We start from the raw sequence: 19921 nt of genomic DNA, 5'->3' as shown, positions 1-19921 counted from the left end.
CGTTTTCTCTCTCATGCGGCGCAGGCGACGCGGATCGCCTTTTCGCCGGCCTGCCCCAGCTTGATGGAGCAGCAGGCATGTTCCTGTTCGAAGCTGCGCCCGATCGCCTGCGAAACCGCGACCGCGCCGTCGGCGGGGAAGGCGATGCCGTCGAGGCCGGCCATGACCGCATAGGCATCGGTCACACGCTTGTGCATGCCCGGCGGGCGGGCACAGCCAAGCAGCACCGGCTTGTCGGGCAGGCGCCGCCGCGCTTCCATGAAGATGCGCCCGACGTCCGAAGTTGAAGGCGTCGTGAAGGTGCCCGGCTTGGCGTAGAACGGCATGATCACCACCAGCACCAGCGAGCCGACATCGTGCCGTGCAATGATATCGAGCGCGTTCGCCTCGCCGAGAATCTGGCCATAGTGCAGGCCGACAACGATATGCGGCGTGACCTCCATCGAGGTCGCGCACAGCGCGGCAAGCGTGGCCTCGAAATCCTCGACCGGGCGGTCGAGCTTGTAGACCTGGTTGATGGTTTCCTGCGCCCCGATGACGTCCATCATCGCGGTATCGACGCCCGCGCTTTCCATGCTCTTGGCCAGCGTTTCGTCGAGCAGGGCGGTGTGGATGGCGACCCGCAGGTGCGGGAATTCGTTCTTCAGCTTCTCGACCACCGGTAGGTAGCGTTCGTAGCGGATCTCGTTGCGCCGGTTGGACCCGCCCGACAGCAGGAAGCCTTGCAGGTTCTGGAGCATGATGAGGTCGCGGACCTTCTGTTCCAGCATCTCGGGACTGGTCGCGGGGATCATCGGCTCGAGGATCTTCTTCTGGCAATGGTCGCAGTTGAGCGCACAGCCGCCCGCCGTGATCGAGAAGGCGGGGAAGCTGTTCTTGCCGCAGCCCTTGAGCTCGTCGCTCTGGTATTCCTTGAAGGTCGGAGTGGAGAAGCGGATCGGCCGGGACAGCGCTTTGGCGGCATTGGCCTCCATCGCGTAAACGAGCGAGGGATCGAACTCCGCATCCTCGAGCGGCTCGATCGCTTCCAGTCTTTCCATCCAGTCCAAAGCCCGTCTCTCCTTACGAACTCTGCCTCGTTATACATTAGATAAAGCTAATGTATAGGGCTGCCATTGCACGGTTCACAGCCCGTGGACTCCCGCGATTTCCTTGCACAGTTCCACGACCTCCGGTCGCGTCCCGCCGGGCATCGGCGGGTCGGCGAGTGAATCGCGCCAGAAGGGTTCCATCTCGTCCTCGTCGACAAGGTCCGAGTCGAATCCTTCGAGCAGAGTCCGCGCGTGTTGTGGCAACTCCGACGGGAACTCGCGCCCCGAAAGCAGGCCCCACAGCCCGGCCCAGCAGCGCACCGTGGTCCAGGGATTGTAGCCGCCTCCGCCGACGACGACGCTCGCAGGTACAGCCTCGACGAGCTGGAGGACCGCGCGCCAAAGGGCGCCGTTGCTCAGTTCCATCTTCGACAGCGGGTCGCCATGCAGTGCGTCAGCACCGCATGTGACGACAAGCGCTTGCGGGGAAAAGCGCGTGGCGAAGGGCAGCACCAGCTGCTCCATGACGACATTGTACTCGTCGTCGGTGACGCCCCAGGGCACGGACACGTTGAGCGTGCGCGGATCCTGCTCGCCAGCCGAGCCGGTGTTCGGCCAGCGGTCATTCTCGTGGATCGAAACGCAGGCGACACGATCGTCGCCTGCGAAGGCCTCGAAGACCCCATCGCCATGATGGGCATCGACGTCGACGTAGAGCACTCGCTCGAGTCCGGCATCGAGGAACGTCAGGACCGCGAAGGCGGGGTCGTTGAAATAGCAGAAGCCGCTCGCGCGATCGCGCTTGCCGTGATGCGTGCCGCCGGCAGGATGGAAGGCGACCTTGCCCTCCAGCGCCAATTGCGCGGCGAGGATCGATCCGCCGACTGTCGAGGCCGCTCGTTCGAACAGGCCAGGGAAGAGCGGGTTCTCCATTGTCCCGAAACGATAGCGCTCGCGCTGTTCGGGCGAGACCCGGCCCAGTTCGCTCGCCGACTTGAGGGCGCCGATGTAGGCGGCATCGTGCAGGCGTCTCAGAACCTCGGGCGCAGCTTGCGGGGCCTCGCGGCAAGCATCCGCCTCGAGCCATTCCAGCGAGTCGCACATTGCGACGACGGCGCCCTGTCTTGTAAAGGATAGCGGGTGGTTCGAACCGAAGGATGGACGGGTGTAGACTTCCCCGCCGATGAACACCGCGGGTCGCGCGAGCCGCGGAAAGGCTGGCTTTCGGACGTGATCAGCCGTCGCTTGCAGTCGTACTCTCCCCTCGCGAGGCGTTCTATGGACAAGCCTCGATCCTTGCTATAGTTTCGCATTTGCTAATGTAGCAATAGCTAATGGCAGGCGCCTTGGGGGCGCCGGATCGGAGAGAGATGATGGCCGAAGGTGGTATCGACCTCAACAACACCAAGAAGATGACGATCATCTGCACGAAGGGCACGCTCGACTGGGCCTATCCTCCGTTCATCCTCGGCACGACGGCTGCGGCAATGGACGTCGAGGTGACGATGTTCTTCACCTTCTATGGTCTCGGCCTGCTCAACAAGAAGCTCGACCTCAAGGTCTCGCCGCTGGGCAACCCAGCCATGGAAATGCCGATGATGGGCATGCACATGGGGATGCCCAACATGGTCGGCATGCTGCCGGGCGTTACCAGCGGCGCCACCGCCATGATGAAGAACATGATCAAGAAGAAGGGTGTCGCCTCGATCGAGGAACTGCGCGAGGCCGCCGTCCTGTCCGACGTTCGCATGATCGCTTGCCAGATGACCCTCGACCTCTTCGAAATGAAGAAGGAAGATATGATCGATGATATCGAGATCGGCGGCGCGGCGACCTGGATGGAATCCGCGCTCCAGTCCGACATCAATCTGTACATGTAATCCGGAGAATTATTCATGGCCGACGCAACGCTCGACGCGAAGGGTCTCAATTGCCCGCTCCCCATCCTCAAGGCCAAGAAGGCGCTGAAGGAACTCGGCAACGGACAGACGCTCGAGATCCTCGCCACCGACCCGGGGTCGGTGAAGGACTTCGAGGCCTTCTCGCGCACGACCGGCAACAAGCTGCTCGAAAGCGGCGAGGACGGCGGCGTCTATCGCTTCATCATCGAACGGGTTGTGTGACGCGCAAGCGGGACGCCGGCCAGCAAGAATAAATGACGAGGTAAAATACGGAATAACATACGTAATTCGGGGAGAACACGATGAGGATGTCCATTTCGGCGCAAGCGAAGAGCTGCGCTGCGCTTCTCGCACTGGCACTCGGAGCCACCTCGGCTCACGCGACCGAAGGCTATTTCTCCAACGGCGTGGGCGCGCGTAGCAAGGGGGTTGCCGGTGCCGGCGTAGCGGACTCCCGCGATGCGACGGCAATCAACCTCAATCCTGCAGGTATTGCCGGTCTCGAGCATAGCGAGATCGACGTCGCCATTTCACTGTTCAACCCGAACCGCGATTTCGTGGTCACCGGCGGGCCGGGATTCCTCCCCGACGGCAAGACCGACAGCAATGTGGACATCTTCCCCATCCCGAACTTCGCCATGGCCTACAAGGTCGGCGACGCGGGGACGCTGGGCTTTTCGCTGAGCGGCAATGGCGGCCTCAACACCAACTATAGCGCGGTTGCCAATCCGGCTTGCGCATCACCCCCGTTTCCGGCGACGAACGGCGTGTTCTGCGGCGGCAAGTCGGGTGTGAACCTCATCCAGATGTTCTTCGCTGCCGCCTATGCGCACGATTTCGGCGCGGTGAAGGTCGGTGTCTCGCCGATCTTCGCGCTCCAGCGTTTCCGCGGCCGTGGCATCATGGCGTTTGGCGGCGTGTCGCAGGATCCGGCGAAACTGTCCGACAACGGCCAGTCCTACTCCACCGGTTTCGGCGGGCGTATCGGCATCGAGGTCGAACCCGCCCCCGGCTTCCGCGTCGGCGGCGCGTACCAGACCAAGTTCAACATGAGCAGGTTCGACGAATATGCCGGACTGTTCGAAGGTCAGGGCAGCTTCGATATCCCGTCCAGCTGGCAGGTTGGCGTGGCAGTCGATGCGACGCCGCAGCTGACGCTGATGGCCGACTATCGCCGGATCAACTATTCCGACGTTCCTGCGGTGCATAATCCGATGACGGTGCAGCAACCGTTCGGTTCGGACGGCGGGCCCGGCTTCGGCTGGGACGATGTCGACGCCTGGAAGATCGGTGCCGAATACCGACCCGACGACCGGACCGCTTTCCGTGTCGGCTATTCGCACAATTCGCAGCCGATCTCCGGCGGCGACGTAACGGTCAACGTGCTCGCTCCGGGCGTGGTCCAGAACCACTTCACCGCTGGCGCCAGCTTCGGCCTCGGTTCGAGCACCGATCTCGAATTCGCGGTGATGTACGCGCCCAACGAAAGCGTGAACGGGATCGAGATCACCCCGCTCGGACCCAATCCCGGGCGAGACATCAAGATCGAGATGAACCAGCTCGAATTGACGGTGGGCCTCAAATTCAAGCTCTGAGGTCGATAGCTTTTGCCAGGTCGCGGCCCGCCCCGAAGCCAAGGCTTCGCCCGGACCGCGCAGGAACCAAAAGTCCAACGGTAGACATACAGCAGGGCATGCGCCACATGACATGTGTGGCGGGGACGCGTAACGCCCGTCCGGGACCGCGTTGCGGAGGGAGAGTCAGTTCGTGAATCCGTTCGAGACCGTCCGGGAAGAGGTCGGCCTGTCGCCCGAAGTGTCGGACGAGGTGAAAACGAGCACATGCTACATGTGCGCCTGCCGCTGCGGCATCAAGGTCCACCTCAAGAACGGTGCGATCCGCTATATCGAGGGCAACCCCGATCACCCGGTCAACAAGGGCGTGCTCTGCGCCAAGGGCAGCGCCGGGATCATGCACCAGTATTCGCCTGCCAAGCTGACCAAGCCGCTGTTGCGCGTGGGCGAGCGAGGTTCGGGCGAGTTCAGGGAAATCGAGTGGGACGAGGCGCTGGGGCTGGCGACCGAATGGCTCGGGGAAGTGCGGCGCAAGGACCCGGCCAAACTCGCCTTCTTCACCGGGCGCGACCAGTCGCAATCGCTGACCGGCTGGTGGGCGACGCAGTTCGGCACCCACAATTTCGCCGCGCACGGCGGGTTCTGCTCGGTCAACATGGCAGCCGGTGGGCTCTACACCCTGGGCGGCGCGTTCTGGGAATTCGGCGAGCCCGATTACGAGCGCACGCTCTATCACATGATGTTCGGCGTCGCCGACGACCATGACAGCAACCCGATCAAGCTCGGGCTGGGCAATCTCAAGACCCGGCCGGGGACCAAGTTTGTCTCGGTCAATCCGGTGCGCACCGGCTATTCCGCGATCGCCGACGAATGGGTCGGCATCCGTCCGGGCACCGACGGGCTCTTCGTCTTCGCCCTGATCCACGAGCTGCTGCGCGCCGAGAAGATCGATTTCGCCAGCCTCGCCCGCTATTCCAACGCGCCGTGGCTCGTCATTCGCGAGCCCGGCGCGGCGGACGACGGACTGTTCCTGCGCCACGAGGATGGCGGGCCGCTTGCCTGGTGCCTCGAGCAGGGCAAGGCGATCCACGCGAATGCGGTCCACATCAAGCCCGCCTTTGCAGGGGAACGGACCGTCAATGGCCGCAAGGTCGTGCCCTCGTTCCAGATCCTCGCCGAGCGTTACCTCGCGGACGAATTCTCGCCCGAGGCCGTGGCAGAGACGACTGGCGTGCCTGCGGCGACCACCCGCCGCATCGCCGCCGAGCTGGCCGAGACTGCGTTCGAGAAGGAAATCGTGATCGACGAGCCATGGGTCGATGCCTGGGGCCGCCGCCACAAGAACTTCGTCGGGCGTCCGGTCTCGTTCCACGCCATGCGCGGTATTTCGGCGCATTCGAACGGCTTCCATACCTGCCGCGCGATCCACATTCTCCAGGCGCTGCTGGGCTCGGTCGATTGCCCCGGTGGCTGGCGCTATAAGGCGCCTTTCCCCAAGCCGATCCCGCCCGGGGTCAAGGCGGCATGGCCCAAGGCAGAGGCAGGCGTCCCGCTCGACGGCCCGCCGCTCGGCTTCCCGCGCTCGCCCGAGGACCTGATCGTCGACCAGCACGGCGACCCGTTGCGGATCGACAAGGCCTATAGCTGGGAGCACCCGCTCGCGCTCCATGGCCTGATGCACATGGTGCTGCACAATGCGGCGACCAAGGACCCCTACGGCATCGACGTGCTGTTCATGTTCATGGCCAACATGGCCTGGAACAGCTCGATGAACATCCCCGAGACGCTGGGGTACTTCACCAAGAAGGACGAGAGCGGCGAATACGTCATCCCGAAGATCATCTATTCCGATGCCTTCTGGTCGGAGACGGTGCCCTATTGCGACCTGATCCTGCCCGACACGACCTATCTCGAGCGCTGGGATTGCATTTCGATGCTCGACCGGCCGATCTCCTCGGCGCACGGCGGGGGCGACGCGATCCGCCAGCCGGTGCTGCCGCTCGACCGCGACGTGCGGCCGTTCCAGACCGTGCTGCTCGACCTCGGCGCGCGGCTCGGCTTGCCGGGCATGACCAATCCCGACGGCTCGCCCAAATTCCTCGGCGGATACGAGGATTACATCGTCAATCACGAGCGTTCGCCCGGTGTCGGCCCGCTATCGGGCTGGCGCGGCGAGGATGGATCGAAGTCGGGTGTGGGTGCGGTCAATCCGAACCAGCTCGAACGCTACATCGAGCACGGCTGCTTCTGGCACGAGGAACTGCCGCTCTCGGCGCAGTTCATGAAATACGCCAATCGCGAATATCTCGACTACGCCACGAAGATGAAATGGATCGGCCATGCCGACCCGATCACATTCCAGCTCTACAACGAGGACCTGCAGAAATTCCGCCTCGCCGCGCAGGGGCATGGGAAGGTGCAGCCGCCGGACGAGCATCGGACAAGGATCGAGACCTACTTCGACCCGCTACCGATCTGGTACCAGCCCTTCCTCGAACGCGACGAGGGCGGCGAGGAATTCCCGGTCCACGCACTCTCGCAGCGGCCCATGCACATGTACCACAGCTGGGGCAGCCAGAACGCCTGGCTACGGCAGATCACCAATGCCAACAAGCTCCACATGCATCGCGATCTCGCCTCCAGGCACGACCTTGCCGACGACGACTGGGTGTGGATCGAGAACGGGCGCGGGCGGGTGAAGGCGCAGGTGCGGCTCGTCACCGGCGTGAACCCCTCGGTGGTGTGGACCTGGAATGCGATCGGCAAGCGCAAGGGGGCCTGGGGCCTCGACAAGGACAGTCCCGAATTCACCAAGGGCTTCCTCTTGAACCACATCATCACCGAAAAACTGCTGCCGGAAAAAGGCGGCAAGGAATATTCGAACTCCGACCCGGTCACGGGGCAGGCGGCATGGTACGACCTGCGCGTGCGGCTGAAGAAATGCAGCGCGGAAGAGGCGGACGAAACCTGGCCGATGTTCGAGCCTCTGGCGAAGCGCATGGAGGGACCACAAGGGCCACTCGAATACGGCAAGGACCTGCAGGGCGAGGACACCGGCGGGAAGGAACCGCTCAGGGACTTCATCGGCCAGCGGCAGGCCAATCATTCGTGGATTTCGGGCATCCGTGACGGTCGCGGCAACCGCGTGAGGGAGGATTCATGACCTCGCTTCCCGACAGCACCGCGAAGAAGCTCGGCCTCGTCATCGACCTCGACATCTGTGTCGGCTGCCATGCCTGCGCGGTGAACTGCAAGGAGTGGAATGCGGGCGCGAAGAGCGCGCCGCTGACCGACTACGATCCCTACGGCAAGAAGCCCGACGGCGTATGGTTCAACCGCATCCATACCTACGAAACGACCGACGATGCAGGGCGCGGGCAAACCGTCCATTTCCCGCGCAGCTGCCTTCATTGCGAGGACGCGCCCTGCGTCACCGTCTGCCCGACCGGCGCCAGCTACAAGCGTACCGAGGACGGCATCGTGCTGGTCAACGAGGATATCTGCATCGGCTGCAAGCTGTGCAGCTGGGCTTGTCCATATGGCGCGCGCGAATACGACGAGCACGAAGGCGTGATGAAGAAATGCACGCTCTGCGTCGACAAGATCTACAACGAGAACCTGCCCGCCGAGAGCCGCGTCCCGGCCTGCGTCTCGACCTGCCCCGCAGGCGCACGCAGCTTCGGCGACCTCGGCGATCCGGAGAGCGAAGTCTCGAAACTGGTCGCTGCGCGCGGCGGCTATGACCTCATGCCGGAGCAGGCGACGAAGCCGGTCAACAAGTATTTGCCACCCCGCCCACGCCAGCGCGGCGACGACGAGAAAGCGCCGCGAATGCTCGATCACAAGGACGATAGCACCGATGGCGCCGGCCTGATCGCGCGCTGGGTCGACAGGATACTTTCATAGGATGCACCCCGCCAAATCCGTCATCTTCTTCACCACCGCGAGCGGCGCGGGTTACGGCATGATGGTCTGGCTGGCCGTGCTGGCCGCGCTGGGCCTGTTGCCGGGCGACCTCGTCTTCGGGCTGGTCGCCTTCGGTCTCGCGCTCGGCCTCATCACCGCGGGCCTGCTGTCCTCGACCTTCCATCTCGGCCATCCCGAGCGGGCATGGCGGGCGCTCTCGCAATGGCGTTCCAGCTGGCTGTCGAGGGAAGGCGTGGCGGCGATCCTCGCCTTCGTACCGATGGGCCTGTTCGCGCTGACCTGGGTCTTCGGTCTAACTCCTGCCTCGACCTCGATGGTGCTGGGCCTGCTCGGCGCGCTGATGAGCCTCGCGACGGTCTGTTGCACCTCGATGATCTACGCCTCGCTGCGGACCATCCCCGCTTGGCACAACGGCTGGACGATCGCCGCCTACCTCGTCCTCGGCCCCACGACCGGCGCGGTGATCCTTGCGCTCCTGCTCAAGCTGTTCGGATTTGCCGAAGCTGCGGAGGCGATGCGGGTGATCGCCTTGGCAGCCCTGTTCGCCGGGCTCGCAGTCAAGCTGCTCTACTGGCAGCACATCGGCAGCGCCGGACCCGTCAGCACTTCGGGTACGGCCACCGGCCTCGGCCATCTCGGCAAGGTCGAGATGACCGCCAGCCCGCACGATGCCGAGAACTACCTGCTGCGCGAAATGGGTTTTCGCGTCGCGCGCAAGCACGCCGACAAGCTGCGCCGCATCGCGCTAGTGCTCGGCTTCGTCGTTCCGATCCTGTGCGTTGCAACGGGCATCGTCTTTCCCGATGGTCCGCTGGCGATCCTTCTGGCCCTGCTGGCCGCCGTTACTTGCCAGATCGGCCTGACCGCCGAGCGCTGGCTGTTCTTCGCGGAAGCCAAGCATGTCGTGACGCTGTTCTATGGCGAGCAGGCTGTCTGACATGCTGCGACCGCTGACCGAGAAGCGTGTGCGCGATGCGCTGGGCACGATCATGAACCCGGTCACAGGCGGGGACGTGGTCTCCTCCGGGATCGTCGAAAGCGTGGCGATCAAGGACGGCGATGTCACTGTCATCCTTGCCATCGATCCCCGGACGCTCGACGCGATGGAGGCTGTCGGCAAGGAGTGCGAAGGCGCCGTCGCCAAGCTCTCCGGCGTGAAGTCGGTGCGTATTGCGCTGACTGCGCACCGTGCCGAACCTGCGCGAGAGCCATCGATGCCGCGCGGGGCCGTGCCGCCGCCCAAACCGCCGGCGCCACAACCCCTCAATGGTGTCAGGAAGATCGTCGCCGTCGCGAGCGGCAAGGGCGGGGTCGGCAAGTCGACCACATCGGTCAATCTGGCGTTGGCGCTGAAACAGCGCGGGCTCAAGGTCGCGGTCCTCGATGCGGACATCTACGGACCCAGCATTCCGAAGATGCTCGGTGCTGGCGGGAGGCCCGACTTCACTCCGGATGACCGTATCAGGCCGGTGGTCAGCCATGGCATCAAGGCAATTTCGATGGGCCACCTTGTGCCCGAGGATCGCGCGACGATCTGGCGCGGGCCGATGGTCATCGGCGCGATCCAGCAATTGCTCGGCGGTGTGGCGTGGGACGAGGACGGCGGTGTCGACGTGCTCGTGGTCGACCTGCCGCCGGGGACGGGCGATGCGCAACTCAGCCTTGTCCAGACCGTCCCTGTCGACGGCGCGGTGCTGGTCTCGACGCCGCAGGACATCGCCCTGATCGATGCCCGCAAGGCCTATGATATGTTCGACCAGATCGGCATTCGCGTGCTCGGCATGGTCGAGAACATGAGCCAGTTCACCTGCCCCGATTGCGGCAGCACGCATGATATCTTCGGCCACGGCGGGGCGATTGCCGCCGCGAAGGAAAAGGGCATCGCCATCCTCGGTCAGGTCCCGCTGGACCCGGCGATCATGCGCCAGGGCGAGCAAGGGCTCCCGATCGTGATTGCGGCCCCGGATAGCGCCATCGCACAAGCCTATCTGGCTATGGCCGACAGGATCATGATCGACCTCGCTGTAGCACCGGCCGACCAATGAGCCGAGGACCGATGGTTCTGGTCCTCGCAGGAGGCGATGGCCGCCGCATCGGGGGCGGCAAGCCGCTGCGCAAGCTCGCTGGCCAGACATTGCTCGATCACGCGTTGCGCATGGCGCGGCGCTGGAGTGACGGACGGACAATCGTGGCCGGTACGCGGCATGACGGCGGTGATCACGACGACGCGGTATTTGTCGAGGATGCCGGGGGAATGGGAGGCCCGCTGGCGGGTCTCGCGGCAGGACTCCTTGGCGCTGCGCAGTCGGGGGCCGAGACTCTTCTCGTGATCCCCGTTGATGCTCCATTTCTGCCGCATGACCTTTGCGACCGGCTCCGCGAGAGGCTGGACACTGACGCCAGTGCGGCCTGCGCATTGGCGCACAGCAACGGGCGCGACCATCCGACGTGCTCCTTGTGGCAGGTGGCGGAAGCGCAAGCGGGCGTTGAGTCGGTGAAAGCTGGCAAGAACCACTCTCTCATGCGACTTGCCGAAACTGTGGGCTGCGTTCGGGTTGAATGGCCGACCGGCGACGAAATCGATCCGTTCTTCAACATCAATTCTGCGGAAGACCTTGCTATCGCGGGAAAAATGTTCGACCAATCCTGAACGAATTCCGTTTCGAGCGACGGGCTGAAAAATGCCGCTCCAGCTTCGCAATCATTTCCACAATATCGCTAATCGTGTATATGGAACGCCTTATTCGCATGGCGTCGCCGGCGACCATGCGGGACACGTGGAGAGCTTGTGATTGACCCGATAACCGAACATCCGCTGCGCATCGGCGAAACCGTCCCTCTCTTCGCTGCGCGCAGCACCCAGGGACCGATCGACCTTTCGACCTATCGGGGGAAATGGGTAATCCTGTTCTCCCACCCGGCCGACTTTACGCCTGTCTGTACGAGCGAATTCATCGCCATTGCGCGCGCGTCCGCCCAGTTCAGGGAAAGGGACTGCGCCTTGATCGGGCTGTCGATCGACAGTCTCTATTCGCACCTCGCCTGGGTACGCATGATCCGCGATATGACCGGGCTCGAAGTCGATTTCCCGATCATCGAGGACCCCACGATGGAGATTGCCGGCGCATACGGCATGATCTCCGCCGATGCGCTCGACGCCGGGACGGTACGATCGACCTTCTTCATCGATCCCAAGGGCGTCCTTCGCGCGACAACCTGCTATCCGCCGACGGTCGGACGTTCCGTGCCCGAGATGCTCCGGCTTCTCATTGCGCTCCAGCGTGTCGATGGCGGGGACGTGCTCGCCCCTGCCGATTGGCAGCCTGGGGACGAGCTGCTGGTGACCCCGCGCGAGACGGTGAGCGATGTGTTGAAACCGAAAGACGCGTCGGGCTGGTTCTTCAACAAGACGCAGGACCGGGAGTAGGTACGATGGAAGACCGCGACTTCGAAGGTTCGGCGGAACTGCTCCGCGCCATCGCGCATCCAGTGCGGCTGCAGATCCTTTGTGCGATCAAGGACGAGCACGCCGTCAGCGAGATCGAGGATATCACCGGCATTGCCCAGCCCGGCCTGTCGCAACAGCTGGCTATCCTGCGCAAGGCCGACCTCGTCATCACGCGCCGCCACGGCAAGCAGATATTCTACCAGGTCGACAGCGAGCGACTGCTCGGGGCGAGCGAGATGCTCGATGCGCTGGCGGGGACGGCGACGGAGCGCAGGATCGACCGCCACACCTCGCGCATTCACAGCGGCGGTGGCGCGGCCACTTTCGCGCGGGTCTTCCGTTAGAGACCGGAGGCCTGGCGGGCCCAGCCGATTATCGCCTGTTCCGGCATTGCACCTGCCTGCCGGGCCACTTCGCGACCGCCCCTGAACAGCATCAGCGTGGGGATCGACTGGATCTGGTAGCGCCCGGCGATGGCCTGTTGTGCCTCGGTGTCCACCTTGAGCAGGCGGATCTGCGGTTCGAGCTTGGCAGCCGCGCTTGCGAAGGCCGGGGCCATCATCCGGCAGGGACCGCACCAGCTGGCCCAGAAGTCGACCAGGACCGGCTGGCTGCCCTTGGTCACGAAGCGGTCGAACATGGTGGCATCGGCGTCCACGGGCTTGCCCGTGAAGACAGCCTTGCCGCACTTCCCGCATTTGGGATTGTCACCCAGTCTTTCAGCCGGGACACGGTTCAATCCGCCGCAATGGGCGCAGACGGCGATGTCGTTGCTCATGTCGCAGGTGCCTCCTCATCGGGTTCATGCCGCACCAGTGTCATCGGTTTGCCGTCATCGCGCAACACCACGTAGATTGCCGGAATGACCAGCACGGTCAGCAGGGTCGAACTGGCCAACCCGAACAGCAACGATATGGCGAGGCCCTGAAAGATCGGGTCGGTGAGGATCACGGCAGCGCCGATCATGGCAGCCGCCGCTGTCAGGACGATCGGCTTGAAGCGGATCATGCCCGCTTCCAGCAGCGTATCGCGCAGGCTCTTCTCCTCGCTACGGGCATGGCGGATGAAATCGACCAGCAGGATCGAATTGCGCACGATGATGCCGGCAAGCGCGATGAAGCCGATCATGCTCGTTGCGGTGAACGGCGCCCCGAACAGCATGTGGCCCAGCACGATGCCGACGAGTGTCAGCGGGATCGGGGTCAGAATGACGAGCGGGATCTTGAAGTTACCGAACTGGCCGACGACCAGCACGTAGATGCCGAGGAGCGCGACCATGAAGGCGGCACCCATGTCGCGGAAGGTCACCCAGGTGATCTCCCATTCGCCGTCCCACAGGACCGTGGTGTGCTCTTCATCGGATGGCTGGCCGTTCAGCCGGACATCGGGCTTGGCTAGGCCGGCAGCCTTCCAGTCGAAGTCGTCGATGGCGCGATTGACTTCGAGCATACCGTAGATGGGGGCTTCGTAGCGCCCTGCCAGTTCGGCGGTCACCATCGTCGCGCCGCGACCGTCCCGGCGAAAGATCGACTGACCGCCGACAGTGTTCTCGACCTTCACCACCTGGTCGAGCCGGATCAGCCTGCCGCCGCCCGGACCTTGCATGGCAGCGACCGGAGTCGCCCCCAATTGCTGGCTCCAGCTGCGTTGCGACTGGTCCAGAGTGATCTGGATCGGCAGCGGATGGCGTCCCATGCCCTGCGTCGCATAGCCGACAGTCTGCGTCCCCAGCAGCGCACTGATGCTATCGTAGACCTGGCGCTGGGACAGGCCGTAGTAATCCAGCTTGTCACGGTCCGGCACGAGCCGCAGCTGCGGGACGGGCTGTCCGAAGCTGTTGTCGACGTCGACGATGAAGGGAACCTGCCGGAAGATCTTCTCGACCTGCTCCGCAGTCGCGCGCCGGGCCTGTTCGTCGGGTCCGTAGATTTCGGCAAGCAGGGTTGAAAGGACAGGCGGGCCGGGCGGCGTCTCGACGACCTTGATCGACCCGCCCTTCGGCAGGGTGATCGCCGATAGCCGTTCGCGCAGGTCGACCGCGACCTCGTGGCTGGATCGCGAACGTTCGCCCTTTTCCGACAGGGTTACCATGAGGTCGCCCATCCACGGGCGGTTGCGCAGGAAATAGTGGCGCACGAGGCCGTTGAAATTGAACGGTGCCGAGGTGCCGGCATAGGCCTCCATGGAGACGACTTCGGGCACCGACCGGGCTGCGCTGGCAGCCTGCTCCAGCACCCGGCTTGTCGTTTCGAGGCTGGTCCCTTCGGGCATGTCGACGACCAGCTGGACCTCCGACTTGTTGTCGAAGGGCAGCAGCTTCACCGTCACCGCCTTGAAGTAGAACATCGAACAGGCGACGAGCGTTGCCACCCCGACGGCAATCAGGAAGTTGCGTGCAGTCCGGCGCTCGCCGATCACTCGCGCGGCCACCCTGCCATAGAGTTCGCCGAGCTTGCCGCCATGCTCGTCATGGCCGTGACCGTCCGCCAGCGTCTGCCGCGCAAAGCGGATCATCAGCCAGGGCGCGATGATCACTGCGACGAAGAAACTGAAGACCATGGCCGCGCTGGCGTTGATCGGAATGGGCGCCATGTAGGGGCCCATCAGGCCGGATACGAACAGCATGGGCAACAGCGCTGCCACGACGGTCAGCGTCGCCACGATGGTCGGATTGCCGACCTCCGCCACCGCCTCGATTGCTGCTGTCTTGCGGTCGCGTCCGTCGTTCATGGCCCAGTGGCGCGCGATGTTCTCGATCATCACGATGGCATCGTCGACGAGGATGCCGATGGAGAAGATCAGCGCGAACAGGCTGACGCGGTTGATGGTGAAGCCCATGATCTTGCTGGCGAACATGGTCAGCAGGATCGTCGTGGGGATGACGATGGCGGTCACTCCCGCCTCGCGCCACCCGATCGAGAAACCGATGAGGACCACGATCGACACCGTGGCGAGTGCGAGATGATAGAGGAGTTCGTTGGCCTTCTCGTTCGCGGTCTGGCCATAATTGCGCGTGACGTCGACCGACAGGCCCTGGGGTATCAGGGAGCCCTCGAGCGCCTCGACCCGCGCGACGACCGCATCGGATACCTCGACCGCATTGGCACCTGCACGCTTGGCCACCGCGAGGCTGACCGCAGGAGCCATGGTCCACTGGCCATCCTCGCCTCCACCGGAACGGGCCCAACGCCATGCGCGCGACTGGTCCTGCGTCGGCCCTTCGCTCACCGTCGCCACGTCGCGCAGGTAGACGGGGGCGCCGGTGACCGAGCGCACCTGAAGGTCGGCGACCTCGTCCGCGCTGCGCAGGTTCTGGCCGGCGATCACGGTCGCGGCAGTGCCGCCTTCGCGAACGGTCCCCGCAGGAAAGGCGCGGTTGGCCTGTCCCGCAGCCTCCAGCACCGCACCCAGCGGGACCTGGTGGACGGCCAGCTTCGCAGGATCGGGCACGATGCGGATCGCTTGCTGCTGCCCGCCGACGAGAAAGGTGAGGCCGACATCCTCGACCTTCGCGACCTCGGTCTTCAGCCGGTCGGCGATCTCGTAAACTGCCTGGTCGGTCCACTGCCCGGGGGCTCCGGCCTTCGGGCTCAGCGTCAGCACGACAATGGGCACGTCGCTGATCCCGCGCACGGTAACATGCGGCGGGGGAATGCCGACCGGGATTCGATCCATGTTCGAATTGATCTTGGCATCGATGCGCGTCGCAGCATCTTCGGGATCGGAACCGACTTCGAAGCGTGCGGTGACCATTGCGCGGTTGTCTTCGGCCTGCGTGTAGACGTGTTCTACCGCATCGATCGACTTGACGATCGTTTCGAGCGGCTTGGCCACCAGCTCGGCGACATCCTCTGCCGAAAGCCCGGGTGCAGCCACCTGTATGTCGACCACCGGCACGCTGATCTGGGGTTCCTCCTCGCGTGCGATCGTCATCGTGGCGATCACGCCGACGAGTATCGCTGCGAGCAGCAACAGCGGGGTAAGCGGGGAGTTGATGGTCGCCCGTGTCAGGCGGCCGGAAATCCCAAGGCTCATCCTACCGCTCCGCCGGGTGCAGGCTTGACCAGCACATCACCGGCAGTGACCCCCGAGAGGATTTCGAGAGTGCCGGCCTTGCCGGAAGGGGCTGTCTGGACGGGAACGATGGCGGTGCTGCCGTCCTTCGCGCGAACCGTGACGTAGTCGATACCGTATCTTGTGGTGACGTAGCTGTCGGGCACGACGAGGGCGGACTTGGTACCGGCATCGATGTCCGCAGCCAGGCGTCGTCCGATCAGCCGTGCATCGAGACCGGAAACCTCGGCATCGGCGCGAACCTGCCCTCCGGCAACTGCAGGGTAGAGACGGGCGACAGTGCCGGTCAGCTCGCTGCCATCCTCGGTGGTCACGCGGACCTTCGTTCCGGCGCGAACCTTGTCGGCAAGTGTTTCGGGCAGTTCGAGGCGCAGGACCACGGGCCCCGAGGTAATCGTCGCGATCGGCATCCCCGGTGCGACTGCCGACCCGGCAGGAATGTCCGCCACGAGGACGCGACCCGATGTAGGTGCCACCACCGCCCCCTGGCCCGCGACAGCATTGACGGCTGCCTGCTGCTGCCGCGCGGCGCGGACCTGTGCCTGCGCTGCCGAACTCGCTGCCTGGGCCTGTTCGAGTCGCGCCTTGGCGTAGACGCCATTCTCGTAGAGATAGCGCGTGCGTTGCAGTTCGGCCTGGGCTTGCGCGGCCTGCGCCTGCGCGGCGGCGGCCTGAGCGCCATAGGCGCCGCTCTGGTAACCGAGCTGGCTGTCGACGATCCGGCCGATGACTTGGCCGCGCTTGACGTAGTCGCCTTCCCTGACGTTCAGCGAAACCAGCACGCCGGGGATGCGTGCCGCCGCAACCGCCTGGTCGACGGTGGAGACTTCGGCACTGACCGATTGCCATCCGGGCAGGGTGGACTCGCGCAAGACAATGGGGGCGGCACCGTCTTGAGCCGCAGGGGCGAGATTCTCGTCAGCCGTATCGCGTCCGCACGACGCCAATGACAACGCCAGGGCGAGCACACCCGCCAATCTTGCCCCCGGGCGGTGCATCAGCCGCGCTCCACCGGCAGGCCGGTACGGAGCCACATGCCCATGCCGCCGCGCAGGTGCGTGTCGACCGGCAGGTCGCCGCACATCTTCAGCGCCTTTGCCGATCGCATGCCCGCAGCGCAGTTCAGGACGATTTTTTTGCCTTCGGCCTGCGGAAGTTGACCGGGGTCAAAGCGCGACAGCGGAAGATTGATAGCACCGGGAACGTGGCCGCCCTGGAATTCTCCCGGCTCGCGGACGTCGACCACGATCGCGGTACCGGCAACGATCATGTCGTGCAGCTCAGCAGGCATGATTTCTCGGATGGGTTTGCGATTGCCAAATCCGAACACTTTCGATCCTTTCATTTAGTAACTTGCAAATATCGTGTAGATGTCATAGCAGTCAAGTGATTTCCGGAGAGGAGCAGTCGCATGAGTGAGAAGCACATCGTCGTCCTGGGCGCTGGACTGGGGGGCACCATCGCTGCGTACGAGATCAACGAGGCGACCAAGGGCAAGGCGCGGGTGACCGTGATCAACAAGGGCGACGACTATTGGTTCGCGCCCTCCAATCCCTGGGTTGTGGTCGGATGGCGCGAGCCGGAGGCGCTCAAGGTTCACCTCCCGCCCGTCATGGCCAAGCACAAGATCGGCTATAACGGAGTGGGCGCAAAGAGGCTCGACCCGGCTTCCAATCGAGTCGAATTGAACGACGGAAGTTTCATCGATTACGACTATCTTGTAATTGCGACTGGTCCGGACCTCGCTTTCGACGAGATCGAAGGCTTCGGCCCTGAACGCAACACCGTGTCCATCTGCGAAACCGCCCATGCGGCCAAGGCGCATGCGAAGTTCGAGGAACTGGCGGCCAACCCCCGCCCCATCGTGGTCGGCGCCGCCCAAGGCGCGTCATGCTATGGCCCGGCCTACGAAATGGCGATGATCATCGACACGGAACTCAAGCGCCGCAAGATCCGCCACAAGGTCCCGATGACCTTCGTTACGCCCGAACCCTACATCGGCCATCTCGGTCTCGACGGCGTCGGCGACACCAAGAGTCTGCTCGAAAGCGAGATGCGCGACCGCAATATCAAGTGGATCACCAACGCCAAGGTCGACAGTGTCGAAGAAGGCAAGATGCACCTGACCGAAGTCAACGAGGACGGATCGGAGAAGAAGAAGCACGACCTCGATTTCGGCTGGGCCATGCTCATGCCCCCATTCCGCGGGGTCCCTGCAATCATGGGCCTCGAGGGCCTCGTCAACCCGCGCGGCTTCGTCCTGGTCGACAAGCACCAGCGCAATCCGGCCTACAGCAACATCTTCGGTCTCGGCGTCTGCATCGCCATCCCGCCCACCGGTCCGACACCGCTGCCCGTCGGCGTGCCCAAGACCGGGTTCATGATCGAAAGCATGGTCACCGCGGTTGCCCAGAACCTGAAGGAAGTCCTTTCCGGACAGGAACCGACGCACGAGGCGACGTGGAACGCCGTCTGCCTCGCCGATTTCGGCGATGGCGGCGTCGCCTTCGTCGCCAAGCCGCAAATCCCCCCGCGCAATGTCAACTGGTCGTCCGACGGCAAGTGGGTCCACCTCGCCAAGATCGGGTTCGAAAAGTACTTCCTGCGCAAGGTTCGCAAGGGCCAGAGCGAGCCGTTCTACGAGAAGCTCGCGCTGCACGCGATGGGCATCAAGAAGCTCGAACTGAACTGATGTCCCGCGCCGCCCTGTTGTTCGCGAGCGCATCGGCGCTCGTCGCCTCTCCTGCTGCAGCCCAGTCCCTCGATGCGACGATCGACATGGTTCTCGCGCGCTCGCCCGCGGTCGCTGCGGCAAGGGCGCGTGAGGACGGGGCCGCAGCTGCGGTGGAACAGGCGCGGGCAGAACGCAATCCGACGGCTGACCTCCAGGGGCAGATCGGTGTCGGCCGGATCGATCCGCAAGGCTTCTTCACCTTGCCCGCCGACAACGTGACCCCGCGCGTCGCGCAGGTCGGTGCGCAGTGGCCCCTGTTCACGGGCGGACGGATCGGTGCCGCGGTGGACCAGGCGAGAGGAGGGCTGGAAGCTGCCCGGCTGGCTCGCAGGATTGCGGCCCGCGACCTGCGCACGGAGGTGATTTCCACCTACACGACAGCCCTGTCGGCTCGCGAGAGGTCGCGTGCCTACGAGACGATGGTCCGCTCCATGCAGGAACTTCTGCGCCAGGCCCGTCTCATGTTTGAAGTCGGTGCCGCCACTTCGACCGACGTATCGGAGGCCGAGGCCAGGCTTGCCGAAGCAGAGGTCGGACTTGCTGCAGCCAAGGGCGAATTGGCGGCTGCTACCGCCCGGCTGACACAGCTCGCGGGCCAGCCCATAGAACTCTTCCCCAATCTTCCCGCGCTGCCCCAAACGCCCGAAACCGCAGCGGCGGCGGTGGATGCCGCCATCGCCGGCAATCCGGAGATCGAGCAGGCGCGTTACGCTGCGAAGATCGCTTCCGCCGGCGAACGGGCCGCACGGTTCGAATACCTGCCGACGGTGGCTGCCTATGCCGATGCCTCCTCTGTCCGCGACCAGTTCTTCCCCGGTTACAAGGCAGACAGCGCAAGCGTCGGCCTGCGGGCGAAGTGGACTTTCTTCAGTGGAGGTCGAGTGTCTTCGAAAGTGGATCGCGCGGCCGCCGAAGCGCGGGCGGCCAGCCTCGACGTGCAGGAGTACGAGGACCAGCTGAGGGTTGCGGCAATCCAGCGCTACAGCGACTTTCAGACCGCGACCGCCATGCTCCTCGCAGCCGAGAAACGCGCCGAGGCAACGCAGGCAGCTCTTCGCAGCACTCGGCTCGAGGTCAAGGCGGGTGCCAAGCCGCAGGTCGCCTTGCTCGATGCAGAGCGTGAGGCGATCGAGGCCGAGAGCGCGAGGATCGATGCGGCGGGCAGGCGCATCCTCGCGGCGCATGCCCTGCGGGCGATAGCGGGGATGGACAGCGAAGGCTGAATGACGGGG

General features: G+C 64.4%; 18 protein-coding genes. 12 read left to right on the top strand and 6 right to left on the bottom strand.

All coding sequences use genetic code 11. The features are described 5' to 3' along the window. Nucleotides 1-11: 11 nt before the first annotated feature. Both IRL76_RS11050 and IRL76_RS11045 read right to left on the bottom strand, forming a co-directional pair. Nucleotides 12-1040 (bottom strand): radical SAM protein, encoded by a 1029-nt coding sequence (locus tag IRL76_RS11050; RefSeq protein WP_200981392.1) that lies wholly within the window; start codon nt 1038-1040, stop codon nt 12-14. 84 nt (nt 1041-1124) lie between these two features. Next, complete coding sequence (locus IRL76_RS11045; protein WP_281388110.1) at nt 1125-2222, bottom strand: arginase family protein; 1098 nt, start codon at nt 2220-2222, stop codon at nt 1125-1127. Nucleotides 2223-2401: 179 nt separating this feature from the next. Here IRL76_RS11045 and dsrE2 point away from each other — a divergent pair, with 179 nt between their 5' ends. From dsrE2 to IRL76_RS10995, 10 genes are all read left to right on the top strand, one after another. Continuing rightward, nucleotides 2402-2911: a sulfur carrier protein DsrE2 gene (dsrE2, locus tag IRL76_RS11040; RefSeq protein ID WP_246449709.1), complete on the top strand. Its 510-nt coding sequence runs from the start codon at nt 2402-2404 to the stop codon at nt 2909-2911. A 15-nt stretch (nt 2912-2926) separates the two neighbouring features. Next, a complete protein-coding gene (locus tag IRL76_RS11035) occupies nt 2927-3154 on the top strand; it encodes a sulfurtransferase TusA family protein (protein ID WP_200981390.1) in 228 nt (75 codons plus the stop codon). Between the two features lie 80 nt (nt 3155-3234). Beyond that, on the top strand, nt 3235-4527 hold the full coding sequence (locus IRL76_RS11030; RefSeq protein WP_200981389.1) for an OmpP1/FadL family transporter: 1293 nt from the start codon (nt 3235-3237) through the stop codon (nt 4525-4527). Between the two features lie 172 nt (nt 4528-4699). After that, nucleotides 4700-7669 carry a molybdopterin oxidoreductase family protein gene (locus IRL76_RS11025; protein ID WP_200981388.1) on the top strand — a complete coding sequence of 990 codons (2970 nt, stop codon included), beginning with the start codon at nt 4700-4702 and terminating at the stop codon, nt 7667-7669. Further along, nucleotides 7666-8412, top strand: coding sequence for a 4Fe-4S dicluster domain-containing protein (locus tag IRL76_RS11020; RefSeq protein ID WP_200981387.1), 747 nt, complete (start codon nt 7666-7668; stop codon nt 8410-8412). The genes IRL76_RS11025 and IRL76_RS11020 overlap by 4 nt, the downstream gene beginning before the upstream one ends. A gap of 1 nt (nt 8413) precedes the next feature. Beyond that, nucleotides 8414-9370: a dimethyl sulfoxide reductase anchor subunit family protein gene (locus IRL76_RS11015; protein WP_200981386.1), complete on the top strand. Its 957-nt coding sequence runs from the start codon at nt 8414-8416 to the stop codon at nt 9368-9370. 1 nt (nt 9371) lies between these two features. Beyond that, nucleotides 9372-10478 (top strand): Mrp/NBP35 family ATP-binding protein, encoded by a 1107-nt coding sequence (locus IRL76_RS11010; protein ID WP_200981385.1) that lies wholly within the window; start codon nt 9372-9374, stop codon nt 10476-10478. A gap of 11 nt (nt 10479-10489) precedes the next feature. Continuing rightward, a complete protein-coding gene (mobA, locus tag IRL76_RS11005) occupies nt 10490-11083 on the top strand; it encodes a molybdenum cofactor guanylyltransferase (RefSeq protein WP_200981384.1) in 594 nt (197 codons plus the stop codon). 138 nt (nt 11084-11221) lie between these two features. Continuing rightward, a complete protein-coding gene (locus tag IRL76_RS11000) occupies nt 11222-11860 on the top strand; it encodes a peroxiredoxin (RefSeq protein WP_200981383.1) in 639 nt (212 codons plus the stop codon). A 5-nt stretch (nt 11861-11865) separates the two neighbouring features. Further along, a complete protein-coding gene (locus tag IRL76_RS10995) occupies nt 11866-12225 on the top strand; it encodes an ArsR/SmtB family transcription factor (RefSeq protein WP_200981382.1) in 360 nt (119 codons plus the stop codon). Here the strand turns inward: IRL76_RS10995 and trxC are convergent. Genes trxC through IRL76_RS10975 form a run of 4 tightly spaced genes read right to left on the bottom strand, consistent with a single transcriptional unit; the run spans nt 12222 to nt 17285 of the window. Beyond that, nucleotides 12222-12659, bottom strand: coding sequence for a thioredoxin TrxC (gene trxC / locus IRL76_RS10990; protein ID WP_200981381.1), 438 nt, complete (start codon nt 12657-12659; stop codon nt 12222-12224). The two genes, IRL76_RS10995 and trxC, sit on opposite strands and share 4 nt — an antisense overlap. Beyond that, on the bottom strand, nt 12656-15916 hold the full coding sequence (locus tag IRL76_RS10985; protein ID WP_200981380.1) for an efflux RND transporter permease subunit: 3261 nt from the start codon (nt 15914-15916) through the stop codon (nt 12656-12658). Before IRL76_RS10985 ends, trxC begins: the two co-directional genes overlap by 4 nt. After that, complete coding sequence (locus tag IRL76_RS10980) at nt 15913-16953, bottom strand: efflux RND transporter periplasmic adaptor subunit (protein ID WP_200981379.1); 1041 nt, start codon at nt 16951-16953, stop codon at nt 15913-15915. The genes IRL76_RS10985 and IRL76_RS10980 overlap by 4 nt, the downstream gene beginning before the upstream one ends. After that, a complete protein-coding gene (locus IRL76_RS10975; RefSeq protein ID WP_246449707.1) occupies nt 16953-17285 on the bottom strand; it encodes a rhodanese-like domain-containing protein in 333 nt (110 codons plus the stop codon). Before IRL76_RS10975 ends, IRL76_RS10980 begins: the two co-directional genes overlap by 1 nt. Before the next feature lie 81 nt (nt 17286-17366). Between IRL76_RS10975 and IRL76_RS10970 the strand changes: the two genes are divergently transcribed. After that, nucleotides 17367-18647: an NAD(P)/FAD-dependent oxidoreductase gene (locus IRL76_RS10970; RefSeq protein WP_200981377.1), complete on the top strand. Its 1281-nt coding sequence runs from the start codon at nt 17367-17369 to the stop codon at nt 18645-18647. Next, nucleotides 18647-19912, top strand: a complete 1266-nt coding sequence (locus tag IRL76_RS10965) for a TolC family protein (RefSeq protein WP_200981376.1) — start codon at nt 18647-18649, stop codon at nt 19910-19912. The genes IRL76_RS10970 and IRL76_RS10965 overlap by 1 nt, the downstream gene beginning before the upstream one ends. The last annotated feature ends 9 nt before the right edge of the window (nt 19913-19921 follow it).

The organism is Qipengyuania soli (genome assembly GCF_015529805.1).
Lineage (GTDB): Bacteria > Pseudomonadota > Alphaproteobacteria > Sphingomonadales > Sphingomonadaceae > Qipengyuania > Qipengyuania soli.
This window is presented reverse-complemented; position numbering and strand designations above follow the sequence as displayed.

Coding starts and splice junctions, on each gene's coding strand:
- IRL76_RS10995 (WP_200981382.1), top strand. CDS start 11,866: ATGGAAGACCGCGACTTCGAAGGTTCGGCGGAACTGCTCCGCGCCATC.
- IRL76_RS11015 (WP_200981386.1), top strand. CDS start 8,414: ATGCACCCCGCCAAATCCGTCATCTTCTTCACCACCGCGAGCGGCGCG.
- IRL76_RS11035 (WP_200981390.1), top strand. CDS start 2,927: ATGGCCGACGCAACGCTCGACGCGAAGGGTCTCAATTGCCCGCTCCCC.
- IRL76_RS11050 (WP_200981392.1), bottom strand. CDS start 1,040: ATGGAAAGACTGGAAGCGATCGAGCCGCTCGAGGATGCGGAGTTCGAT.
- IRL76_RS10985 (WP_200981380.1), bottom strand. CDS start 15,916: ATGAGCCTTGGGATTTCCGGCCGCCTGACACGGGCGACCATCAACTCC.
- IRL76_RS11030 (WP_200981389.1), top strand. CDS start 3,235: ATGAGGATGTCCATTTCGGCGCAAGCGAAGAGCTGCGCTGCGCTTCTC.
- IRL76_RS10965 (WP_200981376.1), top strand. CDS start 18,647: ATGTCCCGCGCCGCCCTGTTGTTCGCGAGCGCATCGGCGCTCGTCGCC.
- trxC (WP_200981381.1), bottom strand. CDS start 12,659: ATGAGCAACGACATCGCCGTCTGCGCCCATTGCGGCGGATTGAACCGT.
- IRL76_RS11020 (WP_200981387.1), top strand. CDS start 7,666: ATGACCTCGCTTCCCGACAGCACCGCGAAGAAGCTCGGCCTCGTCATC.
- mobA (WP_200981384.1), top strand. CDS start 10,490: ATGGTTCTGGTCCTCGCAGGAGGCGATGGCCGCCGCATCGGGGGCGGC.
- IRL76_RS10980 (WP_200981379.1), bottom strand. CDS start 16,953: ATGCACCGCCCGGGGGCAAGATTGGCGGGTGTGCTCGCCCTGGCGTTG.
- IRL76_RS11010 (WP_200981385.1), top strand. CDS start 9,372: ATGCTGCGACCGCTGACCGAGAAGCGTGTGCGCGATGCGCTGGGCACG.
- IRL76_RS10970 (WP_200981377.1), top strand. CDS start 17,367: ATGAGTGAGAAGCACATCGTCGTCCTGGGCGCTGGACTGGGGGGCACC.
- dsrE2 (WP_246449709.1), top strand. CDS start 2,402: ATGATGGCCGAAGGTGGTATCGACCTCAACAACACCAAGAAGATGACG.